A 17012-nucleotide genomic window follows, 5' to 3' on the forward strand; every position below is an offset into this window, starting at 1 on the left:
ACAAAGTGTGCACACCCGCACCCCGATCTTCGGCCCGACCTGTGCGACCGGCGCGACGGTCAGCGGCCGGCGCCGAGGTGCGCCCGCCAGGATCCGCCGTCCGTGATGTCCTCCGCGCCCGCGATGGCCGCGGGCTCGCAGAGGAAGCCGAGCACCTCGGAGCCGTCCGCGAGCGCCACCTTGCCCACCACCATGGGGCGCGAGAGCTGCGTGACGAAGTCGCCGACCCGGCCCGACGGGATCGCCCACAGCTCTCCGGTGATGGACGCGCCGCCCGTCCCCGTGGCGACGAGCCCCGGCTTGGGCGGCACGGTGTCGAGCGCGTGGAGGCGGTAGGCGGGCGCGGTGACGGCGTCGCCGAGCAGGCGGGCGCCGAGCGCGGTGAGCTGCCCGTTGAGCGGCTGCCCGTCCATGTGGGCGCCGAAAACGGCGATCGGCGTGGCGGCGGGGCCCCACGACGGCGCCGGCGTGCGCGGCTCGCCCGGCGCCGTGCCGACCGCGCGCTGCAGCCGGTCCGCGGCGTCGACGAGCGCGGCGTCCGAGAACGCCGGGCCGACCAGGGTCACGCCGAAGGGCCGGCCGTCGGCGTCCGGCCCGGGCACCGCGACGGCGGCCAGGTCGAGGAGGTTCACGAAGTTCGTGTAGGTCCCCACCCAGGAGTTCACGCCGATCGGATCGGCGGCGACCTCGGCCCGCGAGGGGTGTCCGGGCGCGGTGGGCAGCAGGAGCGCGTCGACGTCCGCGAGGATGCGCCGCGCGTCGATCCGGTGGCGGCGGAGAGCCTGCTGGTCGGCGACGAGCTCGACGGCGGTCTTCGCGGCGCCGGATCCGATGATGCGGGCGACCGACGGATCCGCGCCCTCGGGCGACCCGGCGAGCAGGTGCCCGACGGCCTGGGTGCGCTCGGCGACGAGGGCCCCGTCGTAGAGGAGGGCGGCGGCCCGGAGCAGCGGCGCGATGTCGACCTCGACGATCTGCACGCCGGCGTCCGCGAGCACCGCGACGGTCCGGTCGAAGGCCCGCCGCCACGCGGGCGACATGGGAGCGAGGTCCGCGTCGCCGGGGACGGCGAGGCGGAGGACCGGGGCCGCGCTCAGCGGGGCGTCGGTGGGCCACGGGCGGCTGGCCGGATCCGCGTCGTCGACGCCCGCCATCACCCCGGCCACGCGCTCGGCCAGGCCGAGGGTGCGCGCGAACACCGTCACGGTGTCGTAGGAGGGCGCGGCGGGCACGACGCCGCGGGCGGGCAGGAGGCCGAGGGTGGGCTTGATCCCCACGAGCCGGTTGAAGGCGGCGGGCACGCGCCCGGATCCGGCGGTGTCCGTCCCGAGCGCCGCGTCCACGATGCCGAGCGCCACCGCGACCGCGGAGCCCGAGCTGGATCCACCGGACACGAGCTCGGGATCGGCGGCTCCCCGCACCTCGCCGTAGGGGCTGCGCGTCCCCACGAGCCCGGTGGCGAGCTGGTCGAGGTTCGTCTTGCCGATTACCACGGCGCCCGCCGCCTCGAGGCGCGCGACGACCGTGGCGCTCTCCGCCGGCGTGTAGGCGCTGACCGGCAGCGCAGCGGTCGTCGGGAACCTGGCGGCGTCGATGTTGTCCTTGACGGCGACCACCAGGCCCGCGAGCGGCAGGGCGGCGGCCCCCTTCTCCGCGAGGTCCCGCGCGACGCCGGTCGCGATGGCGACGGCCTCCTCCTCCGGGCGGAGTGCGATCCACACCTCCGGCCGGTCCGCCTCCGCGATGCGCCGGTAGGCGGCGCGGACGCGGGCGACCGGATCCGGTGCCGAGGCGGCGGCGTCGGCGGGAGGGGTGGGGGGAGCTGTCGGGGACGATGCGGTCATGCGGGTCTCTCCGTTCGGGGTGCGGCGGTCGGGGCGCGGCGGCGATGGCGGGGCGGCGCGCGGACGGGCGCCTCCATCTTCCCGGCCGCGGGAGGGAGGAACGCGGAGCCGGCGGGCGCGCGTCGCATCGTGGAGCCGAGGGCGGATCCGGCGCGTCAGCCCGCGAGCACCTTGCGGATCCGCTGCAGCGACACCGGCTCCGCCGTCGGCAGGTGCTGGGCGAAGAGGCTGAGGCGCAGCTCCTCGAGCATCCAGCGGGCGTGCACGAGCGAGTCGGGCGCGTGCGGCGCCGAGGGGATGACGCCGCCGGCCTCGCGGTAGAGGTCGGTCGCCTTCTGCACCTCCGTCATCCACGCGCGGTCGCGGGCCGGCTGGTCGGGCAGGCGCTGCACGCGGTGCGTCAGGCCGGAGAGGTAGGTGGGCAGGCGCTGCAGCCGGGCGAGCCCGGTCGCGGAGACGAAGCCCGGGTGCACGAGACCGGCGAGCTGCTCGCGCGCGTCGGTGAGCGCGCCGATGAGCTGCATGCTCGTGGCCTGCTTGATCGCCCGCTCGGCGTCACGCGCGCCCGTGAGCACGCGGTTGACGAGCGCCACGGTGTCGAACATCGAGTCCATGACCACGCCGGACACGCGGTCGCGCGCCGTCTCGAACAGCTCCTTCGAGTAGATCGCGCCGCCGGGGGCCACGCGCTCGAGCACCTGGTCGATCGCGGCCAGCAGGCAGTCGTCGAAGAGCGCCTGCACGTTCGCGTACGGGCTCGTCGCGAGCATCAGCTTCTCCTGGCTCGTGAGGTGCTGCTTCACGTAGGCCGACGGGTTCGCGATCGCGAGCACGAGCAGGCGCCGCACGCCGCCGGGCATGGCGCGGGCCTGGTCCTCGGCGGTGGCCATGAGGCGGATCGCGACGGTGGATCCCTCGTCGACGAGCGCGGGGTAGGCGCGGATGACGTGCCGGCTGTCGCCCGTGCCGCCCTGCGCGGTGTCGACGAAGCGGGGCAGCTCGTCGAGGTCCCACGTGGTGAGGCCCGTGCGCTCCATGCCGCGGGTGGCGGATCCGGATGCACCGGCGACGCGCTCGACGGGACGCGCGGTGGCGCGCGCGACGCTGTCCCGCGCGCGGCTGGAGAGCCGCGCCTGCAGCTCGGTGAGGTCGCGGCCGGCGGCGACCTCGCGGCCGCGCTCGTCGACCACCCGGAACGCCATGCGGAGGTGGGCGGGGATCCGGTCGAGGTCGAAGTCGTCGTCGGCGACGCGCACGTGGGCCTTCCGCATGATGAGGCCCGCGATGGTGGTCGTGAAGGCCACGGGGTGCTGCGGATCCGGCTCGGGCAGCCCCTCGAGCAGACGGTCGGCCCAGTCGGCGGCCGGCACCACGTTCTTGCGGAGCGCCTTCGGGAGGGCCTTGATCATGGCGGTCACGAGGTCGCGCCGCATGCCCGGCACCTGCCAGTCGAAGCCGGCGGGGCTGAGCCGGGCGAGGAGCGCGAGCGGCACCTGCACGGTGACGCCGTCGTCGGGCGCGCCCGGCTCGAAGCGGTAGGTGAGGGAGAGGCGCTGGTCGCCCTGCTGCCAGGTGGGCGGGAACGCGGCCTCGTCGACGTCCACCGCGTCCTCGGACAAGAGCTCCTCGGCGGTCATGGTGAGGAGCTCCGGGTTCTCCTGCCGCTCCTTCTTCCACCAGCCCTCGAAGGCGCGCGTGGAGGCGACGTCGCGCGGGATGCGCTTGTCGTAGAACTCGAAGACGGCCTCGTCGTCGTTGAGGATGTCGCGGCGGCGCGTGCGCTCCTCGACCTCGGCGAGCTCCTCGCGGAGCTTCCGGTTGGCCCGGTCGAACGCCTGCTGCGACTCCCAGTCGCCCTCGACGAGCGCGTGCCGGATGAAGAGCTCGCGCGCGTACGCCGGGTCGATGCGGGAGAACTGCACGCGCCGCTTGAGCACGATCGGGACGCCGTACAGCGTCACGCGCTCCCACGCCACGGTCGCGCCCTGCTTCTTCTCCCAGTGCGGCTCGCTGTGGGTGCGCTTCACGAGCGAGCCCGCGATCGGCTCGGCCCACGCCGGGTCGATGGCCGCGTTGGTGCGCGCGAACAGGCGGCTGGTCTCCACGAGCTCGGCGCTCATGATCGCGTCGGGCTGCTTCTTGGCGAGCGCGGATCCGGGGAACACCACGAACCGCGCCTGGCGCGCGCCGACGTAGTCCTTCTTCTGCGCGTCCTTCAGCCCGATGTGGGAGAGGAGGCCCGCGAGCAGGGACTTGTGGATCCCGTCGGGGTCGGCCTTCGGCTCGTTCATCTGGAGGTCGAGCGGGCGGGCGAGCTGGCGCAGCTGGCGGAACACGTCCTTCCACTCGCGCACGCGCACGTAGTTGAGGAACTCGGCCTTGCACATGCGGCGGAACGCGCTCGAGGAGAGCTCGGCCTCCTTCGCCTCCAGGTGGTTCCAGAGGTTGAGGAGCGTGATGAAGTCGCTCGCCGGATCCACGAAGCGCGCGTGCTGCTGGTCGGCCTGCGGGCGCTTCTCGAGCGGGCGCTCGCGCACGTCCTGGATGGTGAGGCCGGCCACGATGATCATGACCTCGCGGCTCACGCCGTGCTTGCGGGACTCGACGACCATGCGCGCGAACCGCGGGTCGATGGGCAGGCGCGACAGGTCGCGGCCCACCTTCGTGAGGGCGGGCGTGCCGTCGGGGGAGCGGACGACCGCGCCGAGCTCGGTGAGGAGGTCCACGCCGTCCTTGATGCCTCGCGAGTCCGGCGGCTGCAGGAACGGGAACGCCGCGATGTCGCCGAGGCCGAGCGACACCATCTGCAGGATCACGGCCGCGAGGTTCGTGCGGAGGATCTCGGGCTCGGTGAACTCGGGCCGGCGGAGGAAGTCCTCCTCGGAGTACAGGCGGATCGCGATGCCGTCGCTCGTGCGGCCGGAGCGGCCCGAGCGCTGGTTGGCGGAGGCCTGCGAGATCGCCTCGATGGGGAGCCGTTGCACCTTCGAGCGCACCGAGTAGCGGGAGATGCGCGCGGTGCCGGCGTCGATCACGTACTTGATGCCGGGCACCGTGAGGCTCGTCTCGGCGACGTTCGTGGCCAGCACGATCCGGCGGCGCACGCCCGCCTGCGTCGACGGCTGGAAGACGCGGTGCTGGTCCGCGGAGGAGAGCCGGCCGTAGAGCGGCAGCACCTCGGTGTGCGGGAGGTTCCGGCTGCGGATCGCGTCCTCGGCGTCGCGGATCTCGTTCTCGCCGCTGAGGAACACGAGCACGTCGCCCGACGACTCGCCCGCCAGCTCGTCGAGGGCCGCGTTGATCCCCTCGAGGAAGTCGCGATCGTCGGCCGGCCGCTCCAGCGGAGCGTCGGCGAGGTCGTCGTCCTCGCCCGCGACGGCGGCCTCCGCGACGAGCGGGCGGTACCGGATCTCCACCGGATACGTCCGCCCGGAGACCTCCACGATGGGCGCGTCGCCGAAGTGCCGCGAGAAGCTCTGCGGGTCGATGGTGGCCGACGTGATGATGAGCTTGAGGTCGGGCCGCCGCGGGAGCAGCTGCTTGAGGTAGCCGAGCAGGAAGTCGATGTTGAGGCTGCGCTCGTGGGCCTCGTCGATGATGATCGTGTCGTACTTCCGCAGCAGCCGGTCGCGCTGCAGCTCGTTGAGCAGGATCCCGTCGGTCATCAGCTTGATGCGGGTGTCGGCCGAGACCTTGTCGGTGAAGCGCACCTGGTAGCCCACGAGCTGTCCGACCTCGCCGCCGAGCTCCTCCGCGATGCGCTCCGAGATGGTGCGCGCGGCGAGCCGGCGGGGCTGCGTGTGGCCGATGCTCTCGCGGCCGAGCTCGAGGCAGATCTTCGGCAGCTGCGTGGTCTTGCCGGAGCCGGTGGCACCCGCGACGATGACGACCTGGTTGTCGCGGATGGCGTCGGCGATCTCGTCCCGCATCCGGCTGACGGGGAGCTCGGGCGGGTACGCGATGCTGAATTCCATGCTGGTGTCAGTCTATCCGCGGGCCGTCGGGCACCCCCGGGGCGGGTGCCGGTGGCTATCGTCGAGAGAAGGCGCCGGCCACACCGGCGCGCGGGCGGCACCGCCTCCCGAGTCGACGACGACCGACGGGATCCGCCCATGACCTCCGACACGCCCCTCCAGCCCGAGCACGAGCAGCCCCACGGCGGGTTCTCCACCGTCTCGGTCGCCGCGATCCTCGCCGAGTCCGCCGAGCGGCACGCCGACCGCGTCGCCGTGGTGGTGGGCGACGTCTCCACCACCTACCGCGAGCTCTGGGACGAGACGCGCGCCTACGCCGGTGCGCTCGCCGGGCAGGGCGTGGGGGAGGGCACGCGCGTCGCGATGCTCATCCCGAACGTGGCCGACTTCCCCCGCGTCTACTACGCGGTGCTCGCGCTCGGCGGCGTGGTCGTGCCCGTGCACGCGCTGCTGAAGGCCGAGGAGATCGCGTACGTGCTGCGCGACTCGGGATCCGCGCTGCTGGTCTGCGCGGGCCCGCTGCTCGAGCAGGGCGCGAAGGGCGCGGCGCTCGCCGAGGTGCCCGTGCTCAGCGTGCTCGTGCCGGCATCCGCCGAGGGCGGGCCCGACCGGCTGGAGGAGCTCGCGCGGGCCGCGACGCCCATCCGCACCTACGTGCCGCGCCGGCCGTCCGACACCGCGACGATCCTCTACACCTCCGGCACCACGGGCCAGCCGAAGGGGGCCGAGGGCAGCCACCTCGCCCTCGTGATGCAGGTCGACGTGGTCCTCCTCGACACGTTCGACCTGCGCGCGGGCGACCGGATCCTCGGCTGCCTGCCCCTGTTCCACACCTTCGGCCAGACCTGCACCATGAACGCGTCGTTCCGGGCCGGCGCCACGATCGTGATGGTGCCGCGCTTCGACGGCGACACCGCGCTCGCGCTCATGGTCGAGCACGACACCCAGGTCTTCATGGGCGTGCCGACCATGTACTTCGCGCTGCTCGCGGCCGCCGCCCGGAACCCCGCGCGCCCGGCCCTGCGCTACGCGGTCTCGGGCGGCGCGGCGCTCCCGGTGGCCGTGATCGAGGCCTTCCGCGAGGCGTTCGCCGCGGAGATCCACGAGGGCTACGGCCTCACGGAGACCTCGCCCGTCGCGTCGTTCAACCACGTGGGCGTCCCGGCGCGGCCCGGCACGGTGGGGAAGCCGATCTGGGGCGTGCAGATCGAGATCGCCGACCCCGAGCACGAGGACCGCGTCGAGCTGCTGGAGCGCGGCGTGCTCGGCGAGATCGTGATCCGCGGCCACAACCTCATGAACGGCTACCTGCACCGCCCCGAGGACACCGCGCGCGCGATCGTCGACGGCTGGTTCCGCACCGGCGACCTCGGCACCATCGACGACGAGGGCTACATCCGCGTGGTGGACCGGACGAAGGACATGATCCTGCGCAACGGCTACAACGTGTACCCGCGCGAGGTCGAGGAGGTCCTGGCGCGGCACGAGGCCGTCGCGCAGTGCGCCGTGTTCGGCGTGCCGCACGAGGAGCACGGGCAGGAGATCGTCGCCGCGATCGTGGCGAAGGCGGACCACGACGTCGATGCGGCGGAGGTCGTCGCCTACATGAAGGAGCGGATCGCGTCCTACAAGTACCCGCGCCGGGTAGAGGTGGTCGAGGCGCTCCCGCTCGGGCCGAGCGGGAAGATCCTCAAGCGGACGCTCGTCGAGCGGTTCGGGGCGTGAGCGGCGCCCTCCGCACCCCCATCCCGTCGGTCGCGATGGGCGACGGGGTCCCCATCCCGCAGTTCGGCGTCGGCACCTACAAGGTGGCGGACGCCGACGCCGAGCGGATCGTCGCCGAGGCGCTCGAGGTCGGCTACCGGCACATCGACACCGCGGCCATGTACGGCAACGAGGAGGGCGTCGGGCGGGCGATCCGCGACTCCGGCATCCCGCGCGACGAGCTGTTCGTCACCACCAAGGTCTGGAACGACGACCACGGCAGGGACCGGGCGCGCGACGCGATGCGCCGGAGCCTCGAGCGGCTGGGCCTCGACGCGGTCGACCTGATCCTCATCCACTGGCCGGCGGCCGAGCGCGGCCTCTACGTCGAGACCTGGGAGGCGCTCGCCGCTGCCCGGGACGAGGGGCTGACTCGCTCCATCGGCGTCTCCAACTTCCTCGTGCCGCACCTCGAGGCGCTGGACGCGGCCGGGCTCCCCGCGCCCGCGGTGGACCAGATCGAGCTGCACCCGCGGCACCAGCAGCGCGAGACCACGGACCATCTCGCCGCGCACGGGATCACGGTGCAGGCGTGGAGCCCGCTCGCGCGCGGCGCCGTCGCCGACGCCCCCGTCGTGCGCGACGCCGCCCGGGCCCACGGGAAGACGGACGCGCAGGTGGTGCTGCGCTGGCACGTGCAGCGCGGCACGGTCGTCTTCCCGAAGACCACGCGCCGCGAGCGGCTGGTCGAGAACGCCGACGTCTTCGACTTCGCGCTGACCGACGAGGAGATGGCCGGGATCACCGCGCTCGAGGCCGCGGGACGCGTCGGCAGCCACCCCGACCGGGTGGTCTGAGCGGGCCGCTCCCCAGCGGCGCGGACGCGTCATCCGGGGCGGGTACCGTGTCCGTCATGTCCCAGCACCGCATCCGCACGCGCCTCAAGTCCGTGGTCTCCCGGGGCGTCGCGCCCCTCGGCGGCGGGCATGCGGGCGGCGCGGCGCGGGCGCGGGCCGAACGGGAGGATCCGGCGGACCCGGCGGGCGCGCGCCGCCCGAGCCTCGTCGACAACGGCGTGTACGTCGACGGCTGCCGCGTCGCGAGCCCCGCGACCCTGGCGGACACCTTCCGCGAGCTCGACGAGCGCCCCGAGGCCATGGCGTGGATCGGGCTCTACCGCCCCACGGTCGAGGAGCTGCAGGCGCTCGCCGAGGAGTTCGACCTCCACGAGCTCGCGGTGGAGGACGCGGTCCAGGCCCACCAGCGCCCCAAGACCGAGCGCTACAGCTCCACCCTCTTCACGGTGCTGCGCGCCGCCCGCTACGTGGACGACCGCGAGGAGGTGGAGTTCGGCGAGCTGCACGTGTTCCTCGGCCGCAACTTCGTCATCACCGTCCGGCACGCCGAGTCGCCCGACCTCTCCGCCATCCGCACGCGCATGCAGGAGCGGCCGGAGCTCCTCTCGCACGGGCCGCAGTCGGTGCTGTACGCGATCCTCGACGCCGTAGTCGACGGGTACGCGCCCGTCGTCACGGGCCTCGCCAACGACATCGACGAGATCGAGGACCAGGTGTTCGACGGGGACCCGGCCGTGTCCCGCCGCATCTACGAGCTCTCCCGCGAGGTCATCGACTTCCAGCGCGCGGTGCGCCCGCTCGGCGGCATGCTCCAGCAGCTGCAGGCGGGATCCGGCAAGTACGAGGTGAGCGACGACCTCCAGCAGGCGCTCCGCGACGTGGCCGACCACGTCATCGTCGTGAACGAGCGCGTGGAGGAGTTCCGCGTGCTGCTGCGCGACATCCTCACCGTGAACTCGACGCTCGTCGGCCAGCGCCAGAACGAGGAGATGCGGGAGCTCAGCGAGTCGAGCAACCGGCAGAGCGTGGAGACCCGCAAGATCTCCGGCTGGGCGGCCATCCTGTTCGCGCCCACGCTCGTCTCGAGCGTCTACGGCATGAACTTCGACATCATGCCGGAGCTGCACTGGGACTGGGGCTACCCCTTCTCCCTGGTGCTCATGCTCGGCGTGAGCGGCGTGCTGTACGGCATCTTCCGCAAGCGCGACTGGATCTGACGCCGGGCCCCTCGCCGCCCCGCGCGTAGCGTGGACGCATGCCCAACCGCCTCGCCGACGCCGTCAGCCCGTACCTCCAGAGCCACGCGGACAACCCGGTCGACTGGCGGCCGTGGGGCGAGGAGGCGTTCGCGGAGGCCCGCCGCCGCGACGTGCCGGTGCTCGTCTCGGTCGGCTACTCGACCTGCCATTGGTGCCACGTCATGGCGCGCGAGACGTTCTCGGATCCGGCGCTCGCCTCGCGTCTCAACGCCGGGTTCGTCGCGATCAAGGTCGACCGCGAGGAGCACCCGGAGGTCGACGCGGCGCTCATCACGGCGGCGGGCGCGTTCACGGACCAGCTCGGCTGGCCGCTCAACGTCTTCACGACGCCCGAGGGCCGCACCTTCCATGCGGGCACGTACTCGCCGCCCGAGCCGCGCGCCGGGTACCCGTCGTTCCGGCAGGTGCTCGACGCCGTCGCCGACGCGTGGACCACCCGGCGCGACCAGGTCGAGCAGGGCGCGGGGCAGCTCAGCGCCGCGATCCGCGAGGCGTCCGCGCGCGGATCCGTCGCCTCGCCGCTGCCCGACGCCCCGGCCCTCGACCGGGTCGCCGCCGAGCTCGCCGGGTTCGAGGATCCCGAGCACGGCGGCTTCGGGTCCGCGCCCAAGTTCCCCGTCGCGCCCGTGCTGCTGCTGCTCGACACGCTCGCGACCTCGGGCGCGCTCGCGCCCGAGCGCGCGGCGGCGACCGGCGCGCTCGTGCGCCGCACGCTCGACGCGATGGCCGGGTCCGACCTGCGCGACCCGGTCGAGGGCGGCTTCTTCCGCTACTCGACGCGCCGCGACTGGTCGGAGCCGCACTACGAGCGGATGCTCTACGACAACGCGCTGCTCCTCGACGCGTACGCGCGGGCCGGGGACGAGGAGGTCGCTGGCGGGATCGTCGCGTTCCTCACGACCACGCTGCGGCGCGCGTCGGGCGGGTTCGCGTCGGCCCAGGACTCGGAGAGCACGGTCGGCGGACGCCGCGTCGAGGGCGGCTACTACGCGCTCGACGCCGCCGGGCGCGCCGCCGAGGAGCCGCCGGCGGTCGACGGCAAGGTGCTCACCGGCTGGAACGGGCTCGCCATCGGCGCGCTCGCCCGGGCGGGCCGCGCGTTCGACCGGCCCGCGTGGATCGCCGCGGCCTGCGCCGCCGCGGACATGCTGCTCGCGGAGCACGTGCGCGCCGACGGGTCGCTCGTGCGGGCCTCGATCGACGGCCGGACCTCGCCCGCGGTCGCCACGCTCGAGGACCACGGGATGCTCGCCGACGGGCTCCTCGCGCTCGGGCTGGCGACGGGCGAGGTCGCGTACGCGGAGCGGGCGCGGGACGTCGTGGACGCGCTGATCGCGGCGGCCGACGCCGAATCGGAGGCGGGCTCCGCAGGGTTCCGGGTGCCGACGGGCGCGGATCCCGTGCTCGCCGGCTTCGGCCTCGACCTCGCGTCCGACCCCTCCGAGGGCGCGTACCCGTCGGGCCTCACCGCCGCGTCGTCGGCCGCGCGCGTGCTCGGGCGGCTGACGGCGGATCCGCGCTACGAGCGGGCGGCCCGCGCCGCGCTGGCGACGGTCGCGGCGGGCGGCGCGACCCGGCCCATCGCGTTCGGCGGCGCGCTCGAGCAGGCGGCGGCGCTCGAGGCCGCGGGGCGCCAGCTCGTGGTGGTGCTGCCGGACGGGGGAGCGAGCGCCGAGGATCCGATCGCCGCGATCGCGCACGCGCTGATCCGCCCGCCGCACGTGTCGCTGGTGGTCACGGAGTCGGCCGCGCGCGCCTGGGCCGACGCGGGCTTCGAGCTGCTCGCGGACCGCACGGCCGGATCCACCGCCACCGCGTACCTGTGCGCCGACTTCGTCTGCCGCCTCCCGGTGACGACGGCCGACGCGCTGCGGGCCCAGCTGGCCGACGGGGCCTGACCGCTCAGGCGACCACGTCCTCCCCATGGGCGAGGATCCGCTCGAGCTCGGCCAGCTGCCGCGGCGACGGATCCACGAGCGGCGCCCGCACGGATCCCACGGGCACGCCGCGCAGCCGGAGCCCCGCCTTGATGAGCGACACCGCGAACCCGGGCGTCTCGTCGCGCAGGCGCACGAGCGGCGTGAAGAACTCGTCGAGGAGGAACCTCTGTCGCTCGAGGTCGTCGGCGCGGTACGCCGCGTGGAACGCGCTCGCGATGCGGGGCGCCATCGCGAACACGGCCGAGGAGTACAGCGGCACGCCGATGGCCCGGTACGCGGCCTGGCTCGACTCGGCCGTGAGCAGCCCGTTGAAGAACTGCACGTCCTCGCGCCCGGCGCGGCGGGCGGCGAGCACGAAGCGCTGGAACAGGGCCACGTCGCCCGCGCCGTCCTTGATCCCGGCCAGCGTCGGCAGCGCGAGCAGCCGCTCGACCGTGGACTCCGTGAACTGCGCCTGGCCGCGGTGGTACGCGATGAGCGGCAGCGGGGTCGCGCGGGCGACGGCCTCGACGTAGGCGGCGAGGCCCTCCTGGGGACCGGCGACGAGGTAGGGCGGCAGCACGAGGATCCCGTCGGCGCCGAGCTCGGTGGCCAGCTGCGCGCAGCGGCGCGCGTGCCCGAGGGGCCCGCCGACCCCCGCGATGACGAGGTGGCGGCCGCCCGCGGCGGCGACGCCGGCGCGCACGGCCTGGGCGTACTCGTCGATGTCGAGCGCGTGGAACTCGCCCGTGCCGCAGGCGACGAACGCGGCGCCCGCGCCCTGGTCGAGGCCCTGGGACACGTGCGCGGCGAGCACGTCGACGTCGACGCGGTCGGCGGCGTCGAACGGCGTGACGGGGAAGAAGAGCACGCCCTCGAAGGGCGGCAGGAGGCCGGCCGTCGCGGGTGCGGGGGCGGCGGCGGGGTGGGCGGCGGTGTCGGTCGTCGTCATCAGAACCTCGGGAGGGTGGGGTCGTAGGCGGGCTGGATGCTCTGCATGTACCCGGAGTCGTCGCGCGCAGTGCGCCCCGACTCCACGAACACGCGGTGCTGGCGGTCGAGGGCGTCGTGGTCGAGCTCGACGCCGAGGCCGGGGGCGGTGGGCACGGCGACGGCTCCGCCGACGATCTCGAGCGCGCCGGGCACGATCACGTCGTCGCCGCGGTTCCACGGGTAGTGCGTGTCGCAGGCGTACGCGAGCTCGGGGCTGGCGGCGGCGACGTGCGTCATGGCCGCGAGCGAGATCCCGAGGTGCGAGTTGGAGTGCATGGAGAGCCCGACGCCGAAGGTGCGGCAGATGGCCGCGAGCTCCCGGGTGTGCGCGAGGCCGCCCCAGTAGTGGTGGTCGGAGAGCACGATCTGCACGGCGTCCTCCTGGAACGCCTCGCGGACCTGCTCGAAGGTCACCACGCACATGTTCGTGGCGAGCGGCTGCGGCACCTCGGCGGCGACGCGCGCCATGCCGTCGATGCCGAGCACCGGATCCTCGAGGTACTCGAGCACGCCGTCGAGCTCGGCCGCGACGCGCACCGCCGTCTCGTGCGTCCACGCGCCGTTCGGGTCGATCCGCAGCGGGTGCGTCGGGAACGCCTCGGCGAGCGCGCGGATCGCGGCGACCTCCTCGTCGGGCGGGAAGACGCCGCCCTTGAGCTTGATGGAGCCGAAGCCGTAGCGGTCGATGAGGAGGCGGGCCTGCGCGACGATGCCCGCCGGATCCAGCGCCTCCCCGAACGCGTCGGGCGCCTGGCCCGGGTGCGCGGCCCACTTGTAGAAGAGGTACGCGCTGTAGGGGACCCGGTCGCGCACGCGCCCGCCGAGCAGCTCGCTCACGGGGAGCCCGGTGATCCGGCCCCACGCGTCGTGCGCGGCGACGTCGATCATCGAGAACACGACGCGGCGCTCCTGCCGGCTGAGCGGCCCGGCGTCCCCGCCGAGCGCGGCGTCCACCGCGCGCTCGATGCCGTGCAGGTCGGTCACGCGGAGGCCGACGACGGCGTCGCGCACGGAGGCGACGCGCGCCGCGACGACCGCGCCCCCCTGCCCCTCGCCGAGGCCGACGATCCCGCCGTCGACGACGAGCTCGACGATCGTGCGGAGCGCGAGCGGCTCGTGCACGCCGTCGGCGTTGAGCAGGGGCGGATCGCGGAAGGCGATGGGGGTGACGACGAGGTCGTGGATGATCATGGTGCTATCCCTTCGTCGCGCCCGAGGTGATCCCCCGGATGAGCGAGCGCTGCATGAGCAGGTAGATGACGAGGCTCGGCAGGAGCGCGAGCAGCGCCCCGGCGAGCAGGACGCCCGAGCCGACCGTGGGGTCGGTGCGGAGGACGCCGAGCGCGACCGTGAGCGTGTAGTCGCTCGGGTCGTTCGCGGCGATGAGGGGGAGCAGGTACTGGTCCCAGATCATCATGAACCCGAAGATCGTGACGACCCCCAGCACGGGCTTGCACAGCGGCAGGATCACGGTCCACAGCATCCGCAGCTCGCCGCAGCCGTCGAGGCGCGCGGCCTCCTCGATCTCGAGCGGGATGTCCTTCATGAACTCCGTCATGACGAGGATCGAGAAGCCCCACACCGCCACCGGCAGGATCACGCCGAACGGCGTGCCGCGGAGGTCGAGGCCCGTGCCGCCGACGTTCCCGATGACCTGCGACAGCGGGATCGCGATGACCTCCTCCGGCAGCATCATCGTGAGCAGGAACAGCAGCAGCACGAACGACTGGCCGCGGAACCGGTGCCGGGCGAGCGCGTACGACGTGAGGATCGCGACGCTCACCTGCAGCAGGAGCCCGCCGCCCGCGATCACGAGCGAGTTGCGGAGGTAGCCGAGCACGCCCGAGTCGAACGCGACCCGGAACGACTCCAGCGACAGCTGCTGCGGGAAAAGGTGGATGCTCGTCGAGGACGTGAAGGCGTCGAAGGCGCCGGACACGATGATCACGAACGGCGCGGCGAACACCACGAACGCGACGGCGCAGAGCGCGAAGCGGATCACGTTGGACGGGCGGAGGCCGGGCTTCCAGCCCAGCGCGCTGTCGAACTGGCCGTCGTTGCCGCGGCGCGCGGCGCCCGTGGGGCGGTCGAGGATGCTCATCTGGCCTTCTCCTTGCGCGATGACAGGGCGCGGACGCCGAGGGTGAGGCCGAGCGTCGCGAGCAGCAGCAGCACGGAGGCCGCCGATGCGACGCCCAGGTCGTTGGCCTTGAAGCCGAGCGAGAACACCCGGGTCATCCAGACCTCGGTGGATCCCGCTGGCCCGCCGCCCGTGAGCACGTACACCTCGGTGAAGGTGCGGAGGCTGCGGATCGCCGCGAGCGTCAGCACCACGCTGACGGCGGGGCGCAGCGCCGGCATCACGATGTACCGGAAGCGCTGCCGCAGGGTCACGCCGTCGACCGCGGCGGCCTCGTAGAGCGTGCGGTCGATGCCGGTGAGGCCCGCGAGGATGATGACCATGTTGTAGGGCGCGCCCGTCCAGACGCCGACGAGCATCACGTACCCGAGGGCCGTCGACTGGTCGCTGATGAAGCCCTGCGGCGGGATGCCCACCATGCCGAGCAGCGAGTTGAGGAACCCGGTCTCGGTGGGGAAGTAGAGGATCCGCCAGATCTCGCCGATGACCGCCACCGCGGTGACGACGGGCAGGAACACGGCCGTGCGCACGAACCACAGCCGGCGCGACGTGCCCTCGAGCAGCAGGGCGAGCGCCATGCCGATGATGAGCGCGCCGACGGTCTGCCCGATGCCGAGCAGCACGGTGTGCCCGAGCGCCTCGGTGAACCGCCGGTCGCGGAGCACGTGGACGTAGTTGTCGAGCCCGAGGAACTTGTCGCCGAGGAACGGCTGGACCTTCACGAAGCTCATCCGGAAGCCCTCGAGCATCGGGATGAACTTGAAGAGCGCGCCGAGCACGAGGCCGGGGACGAGGAAGGCCCAGGGGATGAGGGAGCGCGTGCGGAAGGGGAACCGGCCGCGCGGCTGCACGGGGCTCGGGGCCGCCGGCGCGCGGCGCTCGGGATCGACCAGGAGCGGTGCGGGGGCGCCGATGCTCATCCCTGGACCCCCTGCTCGTCGAGCTCGTCGGAGAGCTGGGACTGGATGTCGGAGAGCGCCCCGGGGATGTCGCTCGAGCAGTCCGCGATGACGCCGTTCAGGCCGTCCGCGACGATCTGGCGGTACGGCGTGAAGTCGATGGCCCACGGGAACGACCGGCCGTGGTCCTCGTAGACCTCCTTCGCGGTGTCCCAGCGCGGGTCGGCCTTGACCTGGCCGATGTCGACCGAGGTGTTCACGGGGATCCGCACCACCGGCTGCGCCAGCACGCCCTGCGCGTTCGTCTTCACCTGCATGGCGAGCTCCTGCGCCTCGGGCGTGATCATGAACTCGGCCAGCTGCTCCTGCAGGTCCTGCTTCTTCGAGGACGCGCCGAAGTAGATGTCCTCGCCCTCCGCGAACGAGTCCGTGCCGCCGCCCGGGCCCGCCGGGGTCGGGATGACCTCGACGTTCTCCGCGCCGACCGCCGCGTCGAACGAGCTCAGGTTGTAGGGGCCCGTCTGGTAGATGCCGGCCGTGCCCTGCGCGAAGAACGGCGTGTTGGCGGTCGTGAGGTTGACCGAGCCGGGCACGACGACGCCGGGCGTGCAGAACTGGTCGCGGATCCACTTCACGGCCGTCGCGGTGCCCGGGTTGTCGAAGTCGGCGGTGTAGGTGCCGTCGCCCCCGGCCTTGAGGATGTCGCCGCCCGCCTGCCAGATGTAGGACGCGGCCCAGCGCGCGATGTAGCCGTTCTCGGCGCTGCCCGGCACGACCATGCCGTAGGTGTCGGCCTTGCCGTCGCCGTCCGGGTCGTCCTCGGCGAACGCCTTCGCGACGGCGGTGAGCTCGTCCCAGGTCTTCGGCGGCGCCATGCCGACCTTCGCCAGCCAGTCCTTGCGGATGAAGGTGATGTTCGCCTGGCGCGACCACGGGATGCCGTAGTAGTCGCCGTCGATGCCCCGGGTGCTCTGCCAGCTCGCGTCGGAGATCTGGTCGCCGCCGGCCACGGCGTCGCGGTCGACGGGGCGGAGGAAGCCCTGCGACTCGTAGGTGCCGAGGTTGCCCGCGTCGGTGACCATCACGTCGGGGAGGCTCCGCTGCTGGGCGCGCGCCTGCAGCTGCGTGTCGAACTCGGGGATCGGCTTGTAGTCGATCTTGATGCCCGTCTTCGCGGTGAAGGCGTCGAACACGAACTGGTACGACGCGGCGTCGTCCGGCGTGCTGCGCGTCCACACCTCCAGGGAGCGGTCGTCCGCGGAGGTGGATCCGCCGCCGTCCGACGCGGAGCAGGCGCTCAGGGTGCCCGCGAGCGCGGCGACGGACGCGAGGGCGATCGCCCTCCGCCCGAGTGGGGTCATCATCATCGAATCTCCATTTGCATGTGTAAATGCATTACTTCAGTGTGAATGCGCTGCTACCG

11 protein-coding genes are annotated in these 17012 nt (G+C 73.4%); 4 read left to right on the forward strand and 7 right to left on the reverse strand.

The features are described 5' to 3' along the window. Nucleotides 1-59: 59 nt before the first annotated feature. Both atzF and hrpA read right to left on the reverse strand, forming a co-directional pair. Complete coding sequence (atzF, locus tag ITJ44_RS14115; RefSeq protein WP_194636176.1) at nucleotides 60-1844, reverse strand: allophanate hydrolase; 1785 nt, start codon at nucleotides 1842-1844, stop codon at nucleotides 60-62. Nucleotides 1845-1999: 155 nt separating this feature from the next. Next, a complete protein-coding gene (gene hrpA, locus ITJ44_RS14120; RefSeq protein WP_194636177.1) occupies nucleotides 2000-5818 on the reverse strand; it encodes an ATP-dependent RNA helicase HrpA in 3819 nt (1272 codons plus the stop codon). Nucleotides 5819-5956: 138 nt separating this feature from the next. Here hrpA and ITJ44_RS14125 point away from each other — a divergent pair, with 138 nt between their 5' ends. From ITJ44_RS14125 to ITJ44_RS14140, 4 genes are read left to right on the forward strand one after another with little or no spacing between them, the layout of a single operon-like run. Continuing rightward, complete coding sequence (locus ITJ44_RS14125) at nucleotides 5957-7543, forward strand: long-chain fatty acid--CoA ligase (RefSeq protein ID WP_194636178.1); 1587 nt, start codon at nucleotides 5957-5959, stop codon at nucleotides 7541-7543. Further along, on the forward strand, nucleotides 7540-8379 hold the full coding sequence (locus ITJ44_RS14130; protein ID WP_194636179.1) for an aldo/keto reductase: 840 nt from the start codon (nucleotides 7540-7542) through the stop codon (nucleotides 8377-8379). Before ITJ44_RS14125 ends, ITJ44_RS14130 begins: the two co-directional genes overlap by 4 nt. A gap of 47 nt (nucleotides 8380-8426) precedes the next feature. Further along, on the forward strand, nucleotides 8427-9596 hold the full coding sequence (locus ITJ44_RS14135) for a magnesium and cobalt transport protein CorA (RefSeq protein ID WP_194636180.1): 1170 nt from the start codon (nucleotides 8427-8429) through the stop codon (nucleotides 9594-9596). Between the two features lie 38 nt (nucleotides 9597-9634). Beyond that, a complete protein-coding gene (locus tag ITJ44_RS14140; RefSeq protein WP_194636181.1) occupies nucleotides 9635-11536 on the forward strand; it encodes a thioredoxin domain-containing protein in 1902 nt (633 codons plus the stop codon). Nucleotides 11537-11540: 4 nt separating this feature from the next. Here ITJ44_RS14140 and ITJ44_RS14145 read toward each other — a convergent pair whose 3' ends face one another. The 5 genes from ITJ44_RS14145 to ITJ44_RS14165 are packed head-to-tail and all read right to left on the reverse strand — an operon-like array spanning nucleotide 11541 to nucleotide 16950. Beyond that, complete coding sequence (locus ITJ44_RS14145) at nucleotides 11541-12509, reverse strand: 5-dehydro-4-deoxyglucarate dehydratase (RefSeq protein ID WP_228495130.1); 969 nt, start codon at nucleotides 12507-12509, stop codon at nucleotides 11541-11543. Further along, entirely contained in the window at nucleotides 12509-13741 is a 1233-nt protein-coding gene (locus tag ITJ44_RS14150) for an enolase C-terminal domain-like protein (protein ID WP_194636182.1), read from the reverse strand. The genes ITJ44_RS14145 and ITJ44_RS14150 overlap by 1 nt, the downstream gene beginning before the upstream one ends. Before the next feature lie 4 nt (nucleotides 13742-13745). Next, nucleotides 13746-14651 carry a carbohydrate ABC transporter permease gene (locus ITJ44_RS14155; protein ID WP_194636183.1) on the reverse strand — a complete coding sequence of 302 codons (906 nt, stop codon included), beginning with the start codon at nucleotides 14649-14651 and terminating at the stop codon, nucleotides 13746-13748. Continuing rightward, nucleotides 14648-15610: a carbohydrate ABC transporter permease gene (locus tag ITJ44_RS14160; RefSeq protein ID WP_194636184.1), complete on the reverse strand. Its 963-nt coding sequence runs from the start codon at nucleotides 15608-15610 to the stop codon at nucleotides 14648-14650. The genes ITJ44_RS14155 and ITJ44_RS14160 overlap by 4 nt, the downstream gene beginning before the upstream one ends. Continuing rightward, the gene (locus ITJ44_RS14165; RefSeq protein WP_228495131.1) at nucleotides 15607-16950 is read right to left on the reverse strand and encodes an ABC transporter substrate-binding protein; all 1344 of its coding nucleotides are present in this window, start codon (nucleotides 16948-16950) and stop codon (nucleotides 15607-15609) included. The genes ITJ44_RS14160 and ITJ44_RS14165 overlap by 4 nt, the downstream gene beginning before the upstream one ends. Between the last annotated feature and the right edge of the window lie 62 nt (nucleotides 16951-17012).

This window comes from Clavibacter sp. VKM Ac-2873 (assembly GCF_015351075.1).
Taxonomy (GTDB): domain Bacteria; phylum Actinomycetota; class Actinomycetes; order Actinomycetales; family Microbacteriaceae; genus Clavibacter.

Excerpts from the sequence above, each read along its gene's own strand:
- atzF (WP_194636176.1), bottom strand. The coding sequence starts at position 1,844 with ATGACCGCATCGTCCCCGACAGCTCCCCCCACCCCTCCCGCCGACGCC.
- hrpA (WP_194636177.1), bottom strand. The coding sequence starts at position 5,818 with ATGGAATTCAGCATCGCGTACCCGCCCGAGCTCCCCGTCAGCCGGATG.
- ITJ44_RS14125 (WP_194636178.1), top strand. The coding sequence starts at position 5,957 with ATGACCTCCGACACGCCCCTCCAGCCCGAGCACGAGCAGCCCCACGGC.
- ITJ44_RS14140 (WP_194636181.1), top strand. The coding sequence starts at position 9,635 with ATGCCCAACCGCCTCGCCGACGCCGTCAGCCCGTACCTCCAGAGCCAC.
- ITJ44_RS14145 (WP_228495130.1), bottom strand. The coding sequence starts at position 12,509 with ATGACGACGACCGACACCGCCGCCCACCCCGCCGCCGCCCCCGCACCC.
- ITJ44_RS14150 (WP_194636182.1), bottom strand. The coding sequence starts at position 13,741 with ATGATCATCCACGACCTCGTCGTCACCCCCATCGCCTTCCGCGATCCG.
- ITJ44_RS14155 (WP_194636183.1), bottom strand. The coding sequence starts at position 14,651 with ATGAGCATCCTCGACCGCCCCACGGGCGCCGCGCGCCGCGGCAACGAC.
- ITJ44_RS14160 (WP_194636184.1), bottom strand. The coding sequence starts at position 15,610 with ATGAGCATCGGCGCCCCCGCACCGCTCCTGGTCGATCCCGAGCGCCGC.
- ITJ44_RS14165 (WP_228495131.1), bottom strand. The coding sequence starts at position 16,950 with ATGACCCCACTCGGGCGGAGGGCGATCGCCCTCGCGTCCGTCGCCGCG.